The sequence below is a fragment of the Bacillus sp. NTK034 genome (assembly GCF_017303275.1).
Classification (GTDB): Bacteria; Bacillota; Bacilli; order Bacillales; family Cytobacillaceae; genus Cytobacillus.
The window spans coordinates 463,248-475,388 of the sequence record NZ_JAFKOJ010000002.1; the positions used below are offsets into that span (position 1 = coordinate 463,248).

General features: G+C 41.0%; 12 protein-coding genes. 3 read left to right on the top strand and 9 right to left on the bottom strand.

Annotated elements, in window-relative coordinates:
- Window positions 1–82: 82 nt before the first annotated feature.
- On the top strand, window positions 83–337 hold the full coding sequence (locus JI665_RS08645; RefSeq protein WP_019382849.1) for a DUF2624 domain-containing protein: 255 nt from the start codon (window positions 83–85) through the stop codon (window positions 335–337).
- A gap of 69 nt (window positions 338–406) precedes the next feature.
- Here the strand turns inward: JI665_RS08645 and JI665_RS08650 are convergent, their stop codons facing one another.
- Window positions 407–1,300, bottom strand: a complete 894-nt coding sequence (locus JI665_RS08650) for a deoxyribonuclease IV (RefSeq protein WP_206838770.1) — start codon at window positions 1,298–1,300, stop codon at window positions 407–409.
- A gap of 25 nt (window positions 1,301–1,325) precedes the next feature.
- On the bottom strand, window positions 1,326–2,636 hold the full coding sequence (locus JI665_RS08655; RefSeq protein WP_206838772.1) for a DEAD/DEAH box helicase: 1,311 nt from the start codon (window positions 2,634–2,636) through the stop codon (window positions 1,326–1,328).
- A gap of 319 nt (window positions 2,637–2,955) precedes the next feature.
- Between JI665_RS08655 and JI665_RS08660 the strand changes: the two genes are divergently transcribed.
- Both JI665_RS08660 and JI665_RS08665 read left to right on the top strand, forming a co-directional pair.
- Entirely contained in the window at window positions 2,956–3,525 is a 570-nt protein-coding gene (locus JI665_RS08660; RefSeq protein ID WP_244671130.1) for a YqfQ family protein, read from the top strand.
- A 170-nt stretch (window positions 3,526–3,695) separates the two neighbouring features.
- The gene (locus JI665_RS08665; protein ID WP_206838774.1) at window positions 3,696–4,646 is read left to right on the top strand and encodes a 4-hydroxy-3-methylbut-2-enyl diphosphate reductase; all 951 of its coding nucleotides are present in this window, start codon (window positions 3,696–3,698) and stop codon (window positions 4,644–4,646) included.
- Window positions 4,647–4,687: 41 nt separating this feature from the next.
- On the opposite strand, the gene JI665_RS08670 is transcribed toward JI665_RS08665, so the two are convergent.
- The 7 genes from JI665_RS08670 to dnaG all read right to left on the bottom strand — a co-directional run bounded on the left by JI665_RS08670 (window position 4,688) and on the right by dnaG (window position 12,121).
- Entirely contained in the window at window positions 4,688–5,803 is a 1,116-nt protein-coding gene (locus tag JI665_RS08670; RefSeq protein WP_206838776.1) for a Nif3-like dinuclear metal center hexameric protein, read from the bottom strand.
- Entirely contained in the window at window positions 5,800–6,507 is a 708-nt protein-coding gene (locus JI665_RS08675) for a tRNA (adenine(22)-N(1))-methyltransferase (RefSeq protein WP_206838778.1), read from the bottom strand. Before JI665_RS08675 ends, JI665_RS08670 begins: the two co-directional genes overlap by 4 nt.
- Window positions 6,508–6,664: 157 nt before the next feature.
- Complete coding sequence (gene cccA / locus JI665_RS08680; RefSeq protein ID WP_009332985.1) at window positions 6,665–7,030, bottom strand: cytochrome c550; 366 nt, start codon at window positions 7,028–7,030, stop codon at window positions 6,665–6,667.
- 195 nt (window positions 7,031–7,225) lie between these two features.
- Entirely contained in the window at window positions 7,226–8,365 is a 1,140-nt protein-coding gene (locus JI665_RS08685) for an acyl-CoA dehydrogenase (RefSeq protein ID WP_206838780.1), read from the bottom strand.
- Window positions 8,366–8,466: 101 nt separating this feature from the next.
- Window positions 8,467–8,994 (bottom strand): hypothetical protein, encoded by a 528-nt coding sequence (locus tag JI665_RS08690; RefSeq protein WP_206838783.1) that lies wholly within the window; start codon window positions 8,992–8,994, stop codon window positions 8,467–8,469.
- 73 nt (window positions 8,995–9,067) lie between these two features.
- Window positions 9,068–10,192 (bottom strand): RNA polymerase sigma factor RpoD, encoded by a 1,125-nt coding sequence (gene rpoD, locus JI665_RS08695; protein WP_206838784.1) that lies wholly within the window; start codon window positions 10,190–10,192, stop codon window positions 9,068–9,070.
- A gap of 111 nt (window positions 10,193–10,303) precedes the next feature.
- Window positions 10,304–12,121, bottom strand: coding sequence for a DNA primase (gene dnaG, locus JI665_RS08700; RefSeq protein WP_206838785.1), 1,818 nt, complete (start codon window positions 12,119–12,121; stop codon window positions 10,304–10,306).
- Window positions 12,122–12,141 lie beyond the last annotated feature (20 nt).

The window sequence follows — 12,141 nt, forward strand, 5'->3', positions numbered from 1 at the left end:
CATGCTTATTTATGGGGATTTCAAAACTTATTGTCACTATTCACATCCTTAGCTCATAAAGTACTGAGGAGGAGTGATGAACATGAAAATATTCGAAAACATCATTAATCACAAATTAAGCAATATTACAGCAGATGAATTATTAAAATATGGAGAGCAGTTTAACATCAGGATTACAAAAGCGCAGGCGCAGAAAATTGCAGACCATTTGAGAGGCAAGCAAGTAAACATCTTTGATGATCGGGAACGGACTAAAATAATCAAGGAAATTGCCAGGATTGCCGGCCCGGAAACTGCAAGGGAAGTAAACAGGCTTTTTTTGCAATTTACAAAATAGGCTTAGCTTATAATACTTAATTTCTCAAGCAAAAAGCTGTGCAATCTCGGGCACAGCTTTTTGCTTTGATTATCCAGCCATAATGGCTTCTAATAGATTTTCATTGAATTCCTGGCTGCGCAGCATATTAATTTCATGCTTATAAGGCGCTTTTTTATTGTTTTTATCTTCACCAACATAAGGAGTCTCCAGAATTTTAGGGACATCCTGTAATTGCGGATGATGAACAATGTAGTTTAGAGCACTGAAGCCAATGTGGCCAAATCCGATATTCGCATGACGGTCTTTACGCATTCCGCGTTCATTCTTACTGTCATTAATATGCAGCACTTTCAGGCGGTCAAGACCAATAATCTTATCGAATTGTTCCAATACACCATCGAAATCATTCACAATATCATATCCTGCATCATGCGTATGGCAAGTATCAAAGCATACAGATAAATGGTTGTTATAATGGACTCCCTCTATAATCATAGCCAGTTCTTCAAAGGATTTTCCGCACTCCGAACCTTTTCCGGCCATGGTTTCAAGTGCGATCTGTACGTTTTCTTCGCCATTTAAGACTTCATTCAAGCCTTCAACGATTTTTTTGATGCCTTCCTCTGTTCCTGCTCCTACATGTGCACCAGGATGAAGAACAATCTGCTTAGCTCCAATTGCTTCGGTGCGGTCGATTTCAGAGCGAAGGAAATTAACGCCTAATTCAAAAGTTGAAGGGTTTGAAGTATTCCCGATATTGATAATATATGGAGCATGTACTACAATATCAGCAATCCTGTTCTCTGCCATATGCTTCAGCCCGGCCTCAATGTTCAGATCTTCAATTTTTTTTCTTCTTGTATTTTGAGGGGCTCCTGTATAGATCATAAATGTATTGGAGCCATATGAAACAGCTTCTTCACTTGCTGCTAAAAGCATTTTTTTTCCGCTCATGGACACATGTGATCCAATTTTCAGCATGACGATACCTCTCCCTTTTACAATATTATTTACGCTTTATTCTTCTTTCGCGTTTTTTTATTTTGTCCATTTCCCATTTCATTTTCTTTTTGTAGCCAGGTTTTACTTTTTTCGGTTTCTTTACTAGTGATGCAGCTTTTTTATCAATGTCATCTGTTTGTTTCTGTCTTGTTTTTCGCTTATTGCGATTATCCAGGTCTGTCCATTCACCTTTTTGCAAGTCTTTGTGCTGAAATTCTAATCCCATTTTTTCAAGTCTGTTCAATGCATCTTCATCGGAAGTCTCATATATCGTCAAAGCAATTCCCGAGAATCCCGCACGCGCTGTCCGGCCAACCCGGTGTATATAAAAATCAAGATCCGTCGGAAGTTCATAATTGATTACATGGCTGATCCCCTGTATATCAATACCGCGGGCTGCCAGGTCTGTTGCCACAATATATTGAAACTCAAGGTCTAGAATCTGCTTCATCATTTTCTTCCGTTCACGAGGGTTGAGGTCTCCGTGAATGCGTCCGACTTTTAGGCCTTTGCTGATTAATCCATCTGCCACTTCATCTGCCTTTTTCTTGGTGTTCGTAAAAACAATGGCTAGGTACGGATTAAATGAAGTCAATGCCTGATAGACAAGTTCCACTTTGTTCCGGTGTCTGGACGGCAGAAGCCAGTGCTCGATATTGGCTGCTGCTGCCTGCTTCGGCTCAACGTGAACAAATTTTGGATTTTCCATATATTTTTTCAGGAAAGGCTTAAGCTTCTCTGGAATGGTAGCTGAGAATACAAGCATCTGCAGCTTTTCCGGCATCCTTGCTGCAATCTGATCAACATCTTCAATGAATCCCATATCAAGCATTAAATCTGCTTCATCCACTATGAGAATTTCAGCAGTATGCACAAACAATGCCTGTTCTTTTACAAGATCATTAATCCTTCCCGGTGTGCCTACAACCACATGAGGCTGTTTTTTCAGTTTTTCAATGGTTCTCTGCTTATCCGTTCCTCCAATATAGCAGCGTGCAGTTATTTCTTCTCCTTCGGGACAATGCTCTGTAACTTTGAGAATTTCATGATAAATCTGATTGGCAAGTTCTCGGGTTGGAGCTGTAATAATAGCCTGAACCTCCTGGCGGGAATAATCAACCTTTTGGAGGATAGGAAGCACATATGAGTGGGTTTTTCCTGTGCCTGTCTGAGACTGGCCTATTGCGCTTTCACCCTTCAGCACGGCAGGAATCATTCTTTCCTGGATTTCTGTCGGTTCGTAAAAGCCAAAATCTTTAACCGCTTCTATAATAAATGGCTTTAAGTTAAATCGGTCAAATTTCGTTTCGTTCATATAAAAACTCCTCAATTATTCAGATTCACCTCAGTTCAGGTTTCATCCGATACATTTATTAGTCAAGTAAGATCTACTAGTTTCAACTGACACCTTGCTGGTTCCGAGCTTTTCTTACATCCTGTTATTATAATAAAGTTTCCTGCAAATAACCACTCATACAGGCATTTATATTTTTATGATAAGCTTTTTGGGCGATTTTAATAAATAAATTGGTTTCTTCTGCTTTATGCCTAAACCAAAATGGGATAAACGCATACTTTATTATATGAAAATTTATTATGAAGCAGAAATGTGCAATGAAAGGAGGCAAATGGATATGATGCCAGGATCAAGACGCCCTATGCGCGGAGGAATGCCTCCCCATCCTTTTATGACCCCGATGCAGGGCAGACCTCCCATGGGACCAATGATGGGCGGTCCTCAGGGAATGAAACGCGGTGGAGGCGGGGGCGGATTGCTCTCAAAAATATTGGGAAAAGGCAATGCTCAGCCTTCAGCTGGGATGGGGGCTGCCAGAGCGGCAGGAAGCTCCCCCGCAGGCGGAGGCATACTGCAGGCAATAAGTAATCCTTCTTCCATAAACGGCTTTTTAACGAACACTCAAAAGGTTCTAAATACAGCACAGCAAATTGGGCCAATGGTTCAGCAATATGGTCCGCTGGTCAGGAATCTTCCTGCTATGTGGAAACTTTATAGAGGTTTGAAAGATGCCCCAGAAGCTGATGAGGCTGCTTCTGAATCAAATGAGAAATCCAATCAGGCCAAAGCAGAGAAAAAGAAGCCGGATTCACAGGGCAAAAAAATAAAAAAGGCACCTGTCGCTGAAAAGCCAGCCGCCAAATCATCTTCAGCAGAAGGTATTTCCAAACCGAAATTATATATTTAAAGAAAAGGATGCTGAGGCATTCTTTTTTTGCTTTTCATTAAGAAGAATTACTCCTTTTGTAATATCGGTTTATCTCTTATATAATAGAGATGCAATATGGGGTTTTTTGCGCATTAGAAATAGAACTCACTTCAATTCAGATATAAGCTTTCATTAGGGAGGATAAACAGATGAATGTCATAAAAATCTCTCCTCGGGGCTATTGTTACGGTGTGGTGGATGCAATGGTTATTGCGAGAAACGCTGCACTTGATCCATCATTGCCAAGACCCATCTATATTTTGGGTATGATTGTGCATAACAAACATGTAACAGATGCTTTTGAAGAGGAAGGAATTATTACACTTGATGGGAAAGACCGCAAAGAGATCTTAAATAAAGTCGATAAAGGCACTGTCATTTTTACAGCACATGGCATCTCTCCTGAAGTGCGTGAAGCTGCCAAACAAAAAGGCCTTGTGACAATCGATGCTACGTGCCCTGACGTAACAAGAACACATGATTTAATCAGGGAAAAGGAAAAGGAAGGTTTTCAAATTATTTACATCGGCAAAAAAGGCCATCCTGAACCTGAAGGTGCAGTAGGTGTAGCTCCTGATGCAGTCCATTTAGTGCAGACCATTGAGGATGTGAATGAACTTAGCATACAGGCTGATAAGATACTTGTGACTAATCAGACTACAATGAGCCAATGGGATGTCGTACATGTAATGGATCAGATAAAGGAGAAATATCCTCACGCTGAGTTCCACAAAGAAATCTGCATGGCTACTCAGGTGCGCCAGGAAGCTGTTGCAGAACAAGCTGGCCAGGCTGACGTTTTAATCGTTGTGGGGGACCCGAAGAGCAATAACTCTAATCGTCTTGCACAGGTATCAGAAGAAATTGCCGGTACAAAAGCCTACCGCATTGCTGATATAACTGAACTGGATGTGAATTGGATTAAAGATGCATCGACAGTTGCAGTTACAGCAGGAGCCTCTACACCGACACCGATCACGAAGGAAGTCATCACATTCCTGGAACAATTTAATCCCGGTGATGAATCCACATGGTCACGCGAGAAAAAAGTGCCGTTAAATAAAATACTTCCTAAAGTAAAGAAGCCTGCAAAGCTATAATCAAAAGAACCGGTCCCATTGGTAGACCGGTTCTTTTTGAGTCAAACAAACTGAAATGGATCCGTATGAATTTCAGAAGGAAAAATGGATACGCTATACCCTTTTTCAGAACACATCTGTGCTAATTTTTGGGTAACTCCTTTTTTCATTACTTTTTCAACATTATGACCGGGGTCGACAATGTTAAGGCCCATCATCATAGCATCATGAGCCACATGGTAATACATATCACCCGTTACATATACATCTGCACCTTTCATCTTTGCTGACATGAAGTATTTATTTCCATCTCCGCCCAAAACAGCGACTTTCCTGACCTTTGACGAGAGGTCACCTACTACCCGAACTCCATCCACTTCAAGTGTATGTTTTACATGCTCCGCAAATTCCTTAAGAGTCATCTCGCTGACTTCTCCAATTTTGCCAAGCCCCAGAACTTCCCCCTTATTTTCAAGCTTATAAATATCATAGGCAACTTCTTCATAAGGATGGTTTTTGAACAGGGCCGACAGCACTTTTTTTTCTATATGTTCAGGATAAATAGTCTCAATGCAGACTTCTTCAACTGTCTCGAGCTTACCCTGCTGGCCGATATGCGGATTAGCTTTCCCATTAGGTTTAAACTGCCCCGTTCCACGGGAGGCAAACGAACAATGACTGTAATTGCCAATTGAACCTGCCCCTGCGTTTCCAAGCGCTTGCCTTAGTGACTCAGCATTTCCTTCAGGTACAAAAACAGCGAGCTTTTTCAATTCAGTTTCATATGTCGGATATAATACTTCTGTATCGGTTAGCTTCAGTGCATCAGCAAGCATATCATTGACCCCGCCTTTGGCGATATCCAAATTGGTATGTGCTGCATACACGGCTATATCATGTTTGATAAGCTTTTCAATAATTCTTCCTGACGGAGTATCCGTTGAAATTTTTTGCAGCGGCCTGTAGATTAACGGATGATGAGCAATAATCAGCTGCACCTTCTTTTCAATTGCCTCATCAACGACTTCTTCCAGCACATCAAGAGCAATCATGACATTTTCAACGGGGGTGTTAAGCCTTCCGATCTGCAGGCCGACTTTGTCTCCTTCCATCGCATATGCTTTTGGGGAGAACTGCTCAAATAATTGGATAATCTCATGTCCATTTATTTTTTTCACTGTTCGAGTACCTCCTCAGCCATTTTAATTTTCTCTTTTAACTCCTGTTTTCTCTTTTCTGTTTCGCTGGAGTGTGCGGCTTTATCAAGCTGCAAAAGGATTCTCTCCCAATTTTTCATTTCACCGAGCCACTTGTTTTGAAACACTTCGGATTTTTGCTCCATAAGAAAAGGGCCCATCAGCAAACCTTGTTCTATATTTTTGTAAGGTTTCAATGGCTCTCCTTTTTCAGCTGCAAGGATTTCATAGATTTTTCCATCTTCTTCAAGAATTTCTTCGGCTATTAGCTCCCATCCATTTGCAATCAGCCAGGTTCTAATCGAGATGGCACTTAAATTCGGCTGGAGGATAAGCCTCTGCACTGAAGCAAGTTTGCTCTTCCCATCTTCAAGTATGCTCGCAATTAAAGCGCCTCCCATGCCCGCAATGGTAATGCAGTCAACTTCACCTGGACTAATTACTTCAAGGCCGCTCCCTTTTCTTACGGAAATCTGATTTTCGAGGCCTTCCATTTTTACCTGTTTTTTGGCTGATTGATACGGCCCTTCCACAACTTCGCCAGCAATGGCAAAAGGGACAATGCCTTTCTTTATTGCATAGCATGGCAAATACGCATGGTCTGAGCCTATATCAGCTATTCGTGCGCCATGGGGGATATAATTTGTTACAGCTTCAAGCCGATTTGATAATTTCTCTGTATTCATTCTGTCACCACTTATTTATGTATTGTAAAAAGCACATAGCGCATGCCTATCTGCTCTTCCTGGGAGAAAAGCTAAAAAAGCTATCGTAAATTGCGATAGCCTTTCTTATAGTATAAAAAAAGTCCTTTACATATGCAAAGGACTTTCATTATAGGTATTACTTAAGGCCTGCTAACCATTCAGCCATTTCGGCAGCTTTGTCCTGAGGCACTAATCCTGGAGGCATTGAGCCTTTACCGTTTACTACGATATTCGCGATATCATCTTGTGATAAACGATCGCCTACACCTGTTAGAGCAGGACCGACTCCACCTTGATATTGGTCACCGTGACATCCGATACAGCTCTTCTGGTAAATTTCTTCAGGGGTTGCAGCTGCAGTTTCTTCAGTTTCAGCACCGCCGCCTTCCTGTTCTTTTGCAAGCTCTTCCATATCGCCAAGACCTTTAAAAGATACAAGGAACATTGCTACCACACCAAAAACCATAATTAACACAAATGGAATGATTGGATTGCGATTCATGATTTAACCTCCCTTATGTAAGCACATTCAGTTTAAGTAAGTATACAAACAATCTCTATTTTACTTTAAAAAAGTCAGAAGGAAAAGCCCTATTGTAAACTTTGTCAAATCTTGTTCATAAAATGGACAAAAACTCCATCCTGAGGTGGAGTTTTTTGTTAATTATTTTAACCGCATGACCAAACAAATTCGGTATTAGCACCCAATAAGGCGTGCAATGACCATTCTTTGAACTTCTGAGGTGCCTTCACCTATTTCCGTGAGCTTTCCGTCTCTCATGTAGCGTTCTACATGGTAATCTTTCATGTAGCCGTATCCGCCGTGGATTTGGACGGCCTGATCGGCGATTTCCATACAGATTTCAGAGGCATAGAGCTTGCACATGGAAGCTTCTTTTGCGAAAGGTCTTCCCTGGTCTTTCAGCCATGCTGCTTTGTAGACCATATTTCGAGCCAATTCAATTTTCATTGCCATATCTGCAAGTTTAAATTGGATAGCCTGGAAGTTTGAGAGAGAACGGCCAAACTGCTGGCGTTCCTTTGCATATTGAAGTGCCTTTTCGTAGGCAGCCTGAGCTATCCCTAGAGCCATGGCCCCAATTCCAATGCGCCCTCCATCCAATGTGATTAAGAATTGCTTAAAGCCCTCTCCTTTTTTGCCGAGCAAGTGCTCAGTCGGAACACGCACGTCTTCAAGAACCAGTTCAGTAGTATTTGAGGCGTTGAGTCCCATCTTTTCGTAATTATCAATCACTGTAAATCCTTCTGCATCCGTTGGTACAATAATCGCACTGATTTCTTTTTTGCCGCCCGCTTCACCGGTGACAGCAGTCAATGCTAAATGCTTAGCATAGCTGGCATTTGTAATGAAGCATTTATTACCATTAATAATGAATTCTTCATCTTTTTCGACAGCTGTTGTTCTCGTACCGCCTGCATCAGAGCCTGCATTAGGTTCTGTTAGCCCGAAAGCTCCAAACGACTCACCTGTACAAATTGGCACCAGATATTTTTGCTTCTGCTCTTCAGTTCCGAATAAAAAAAGCGGTGCTCCGCCAAGAGATATATGGGCCGAGTAAGTGATCCCGGTAGACGCACATGCTTTGCTCAACTCTTCTGTTACAATAGCAAAGCTTACAGTATCTGCCCCTGCCCCGCCATATTCTTCAGGGAAAGGAAGTCCCATCAAACCAAGTTCTGCCATTTTTTTGAAAACTTCTATTGGGAACTCTTTTGTACGGTCCCTTTCCAATGCCCCTGGGGCCACTTCTTCCTGAGCAAATTCCCTTATTGTTTTAAGGATCATATTCTGTTCGGCAGTCAAATCAAAATTCATTTACATCCCCCTCAAACACAAATGTTGTATACGCTTTCATTACTATTATATAAGGGATGTAAGAGTTTTCTCAACATTTAAAAACTTTTTAAAATATTTTATTATACAAATATAGAGATAATTATTAAAATGCAACCTAGTGTCCCTGAAATCCATAAATATTGAAACTTAAATTTTAAACCCGCAAACAGCCAAAGAACACAATTGATCACTAGGGCAGCATAGAGTACTTTCTGGTTTTCCGGATATATCTCGGATACAAGCCCAACAGCTCCCATCAGTAATATTAAAGCTGCTGAGATGATGGGAATATGCATCAATTTTGCTTTACTGGAAAAATAAAAAACAAAGAAAATACACGCGGAAATAAAAAGAATTAAAATGGCGGTTTGCAAAATAATAGACAATTCAGTAAAATAAATTAATAAAGCAGAAATTGGAATAAGCAGCAAGAAAATAAGGTTGGCAAGATATAACACCATTTTATTTTTATGCTTTTTTATTTCCTTCAGCTGACTTCCTTCCGTATAAAGAGCCAGCAGGTAGTCGCAATATCGATCAGGAAGCATTCGGCTTTTCTTCCAATACAGAATTTCGTTAACAATGACCTTTTTTCTGTTTTCATCCAACCAAAGCACATCCAGTCAAAAAAAATAGTTTACTTCCATTTTAAGAAGTAAACTATCCACTGGCAATTATTTTTTACTCTAAGAAGTCTTTTAACCGTTTGCTTCTGCTGGGATGACGCAGCTTTCTTAAGGCTTTGGCTTCAATTTGACGTATACGCTCCCGGGTAACGCCAAATACCTTGCCAACTTCTTCTAAAGTCCTGGTTCGGCCGTCGTCCAGTCCGAATCGAAGACGAAGAACATTTTCTTCACGGTCAGTAAGTGTGTCAAGAACATCTTCAAGCTGTTCCTTCAGGAGCTCATATGCCGCATGCTCTGATGGAGAAGTGGCATCCTGATCTTCAATAAAGTCACCTAAGTGAGAGTCATCCTCCTCACCAATAGGTGTTTCTAATGAAACAGGTTCCTGTGCAATCTTAAGAATTTCTCTTACTTTGTCCGGAGTTAAATCCATATCTTCAGCAATTTCTTCTGGTGTTGGTTCACGGCCAAGATCCTGGAGAAGCTGACGCTGGACACGAATCAATTTATTGATGGTTTCAACCATGTGCACAGGAATACGAATGGTCCTGGCCTGGTCAGCAATTGCTCTTGTGATAGCCTGGCGTATCCACCATGTTGCATACGTACTGAACTTAAATCCTTTGCGGTAGTCAAATTTTTCAACCGCTTTTATCAGTCCCATATTTCCTTCCTGAATAAGGTCAAGGAACAGCATCCCGCGTCCCACATACCTTTTGGCAATACTTACAACCAATCGGAGGTTAGCTTCTGCCAGGCGCCTTTTTGCTTCTTCGTCGCCTTCCTCAATTCGATTGGCAAGTGCGATTTCTTCCTCTGCAGAGAGTAAATCAACACGTCCAATTTCTTTTAAATACATACGGACAGGATCATTAATTTTCACACCTGGAGGGACACTTAAATCATTAAGGTCAAATTCCTCTTCATTTTTTGCAAGCTCCTGTACATTTGGATCGTCATTTTCATTATCTCCGACTAATTCAACACCCTGATCTCCGAGGAATTCATAGAATTCATCCATTTGGTGGGAATCGAGTTCAAATTGAGACAATCTTTCTGCTATATCATCATAGGCAAGGACACCTGTCTTTTTTCCTATTTCAACTAATTGATCTTTTACTTGTTCAAGGGTCAACTCTGTATCAACCTCTTTTGAACGGGCCGACTTTTCAGCCATATGTCCCCCTCCTTCCAAAAATCACACACATTCTTAACACATCTTGCAAATGGAACTATTCCTTAGGAGACGCTTAATCCCCAAAAACATTTATTAAGGCACACAGCCTTCTTATAGTGACTTACGCAAATGAAGGATCTCCATTGCAATTAAAGCCGCTTTAGCATAATCCTTTTGTCGTTCTGCTTCTTTTTCTTCCTTTAGTTTTTCTTTTATTTTTAACATCTTTTGATAATTCAACACCTGTTTGAGATAATCTGTTAATTCCTGTTCGCTTATTTCATCGTTTATGGACATCATTTCTATATCCACCACAATGCGCTTAAGCTTTTCATCTTTTATAAAATTTATAAATGCACTCGGATCAGGCGTATGGCCTTTTTCGTAGAAACCTAAAAGATAGGTAATAATTGCCTGGTGCTCATCGATGTTAAATGTGTTTCCCTGAAGCATATCCTGAACTTTAAATGCTATGTCACTATTCCTGAGCATGTGGGCGATTAGCCTTCTCTCCGCTGTATGGTAGGCGGGTTTAAGACTGTCAGCCCTTTTTGGTGTCTGCAGCCGTTTTTGAGGTTCGAAAGTACCTTTCCCCTTCTGGCTATTCCTTCGCTTCTCCGTATAAAAGACCTGTTTTTGCTGCTCTTTCAAGGCTTCCAGAGAAAGGGAGAATTCATTCGCAAGCTGGCGCAGATAATGATCTCTTTCCACTGCTTTATCCAGCTGGCTGATTTCCTTTAATACCTCTTCGATATAAAGGAGACGATCTCCTTCATTTTGAAGCCTTTTGCCCCTGCGGAGGTAAAGAAGCTTAAATGCCATAAAGGTTATGCTGGACTCGATTACATCATGACGAAATTTTTCTTCACCGAATTCATTAATATAATCATCCGGATCATATCCATCAGGCATGAGCGCTACTCTGATCTGGCAGCCTGCTTCCATTAGCAGGTTTGCTGCCCGGTATGCGGCTTCAATACCCGCATTATCGGAATCATAGCAGATCGTGATTGATTGAACATTTCTTCTTAAAGAAGCAACATGTTCTTCCGTTAAAGCAGTGCCCATCGTACCAACGCCATTGCCGACACCAGCGCGATCAGCGGCGATTACATCTGCAAACCCTTCAAAAAGAACGACCCTCTGCAATTTTTTAATCTGTGGTCTCGCCAAATGAAAATTATATAAAGTTTTGCTTTTATTGAAGATTGCAGTTTCAGGGCTATTTAAGTATTTGGGCTCATCGTCCCCAAGTGATCTTCCCGAAAAAGCAATCGTATTTCCGCTGCGGTCAAAAATCGGGAACATGATTCTATCTCTGAAGCGGTCAAAATAGTTCCCATCTTTCTCCCTTTTGATAATCAGTCCAGCTCTTTCCATAACATCTGCCGGGAATTTTCTTTTAGTCAGAAACTTGAAGACAAAATCCCAGGACTTCAATGAATAGCCGATTTGAAATTTTTCGATCGATTCCATTGTAAAGCCTCTATTAAGCAAATATTCAAGTGCATGCTGACCATCTTTTGTGTTTACGAGCAGATGGTGATAAAATTTACGTAGAAGCTCATGCGCTTCCATCATCTGCTGTAAATCTACTGGCATTGATTTTGCTGATGCTGCAGATGCCGCATCAATTTCAAGCTTGATATTTCCTTTTTCAGCGAGTTTTAAGGCAGCTTCCTGAAAGGAATATCCTTCTAATTCCATTAAGAAAGAAAATGCATTACCTCCAGCTCCGCATCCAAAGCAATGATAGATTTGCTTTTCGGGTGATACAGAAAAGGAAGGAGTATTTTCGCCATGAAAAGGACAAAGCCCAAAGTAGTTGCGTCCTTGCTTGTTTAATTGAATATAGTCGCCAATGACATCAACAATATCTACAGCTTGCCGAATTTCATTTACTTTCTCCTCGGCGATCCGTTCTGCCATATGAACAACTCCATTACTTA

Bases quoted from the DNA above. Each gene is read 5' to 3' on its own strand.
- JI665_RS08645 (WP_019382849.1), top strand. From the start codon at position 83: ATGAAAATATTCGAAAACATCATTAATCACAAATTAAGCAATATTACA.
- JI665_RS08650 (WP_206838770.1), bottom strand. From the start codon at position 1,300: ATGCTGAAAATTGGATCACATGTGTCCATGAGCGGAAAAAAAATGCTT.
- JI665_RS08655 (WP_206838772.1), bottom strand. From the start codon at position 2,636: ATGAACGAAACGAAATTTGACCGATTTAACTTAAAGCCATTTATTATA.
- JI665_RS08660 (WP_244671130.1), top strand. From the start codon at position 2,956: ATGATGCCAGGATCAAGACGCCCTATGCGCGGAGGAATGCCTCCCCAT.
- JI665_RS08665 (WP_206838774.1), top strand. From the start codon at position 3,696: ATGAATGTCATAAAAATCTCTCCTCGGGGCTATTGTTACGGTGTGGTG.
- JI665_RS08675 (WP_206838778.1), bottom strand. From the start codon at position 6,507: ATGAATACAGAGAAATTATCAAATCGGCTTGAAGCTGTAACAAATTAT.
- cccA (WP_009332985.1), bottom strand. From the start codon at position 7,030: ATGAATCGCAATCCAATCATTCCATTTGTGTTAATTATGGTTTTTGGT.
- JI665_RS08685 (WP_206838780.1), bottom strand. From the start codon at position 8,365: ATGAATTTTGATTTGACTGCCGAACAGAATATGATCCTTAAAACAATA.
- rpoD (WP_206838784.1), bottom strand. From the start codon at position 10,192: ATGGCTGAAAAGTCGGCCCGTTCAAAAGAGGTTGATACAGAGTTGACC.
- dnaG (WP_206838785.1), bottom strand. From the start codon at position 12,121: ATGGCAGAACGGATCGCCGAGGAGAAAGTAAATGAAATTCGGCAAGCT.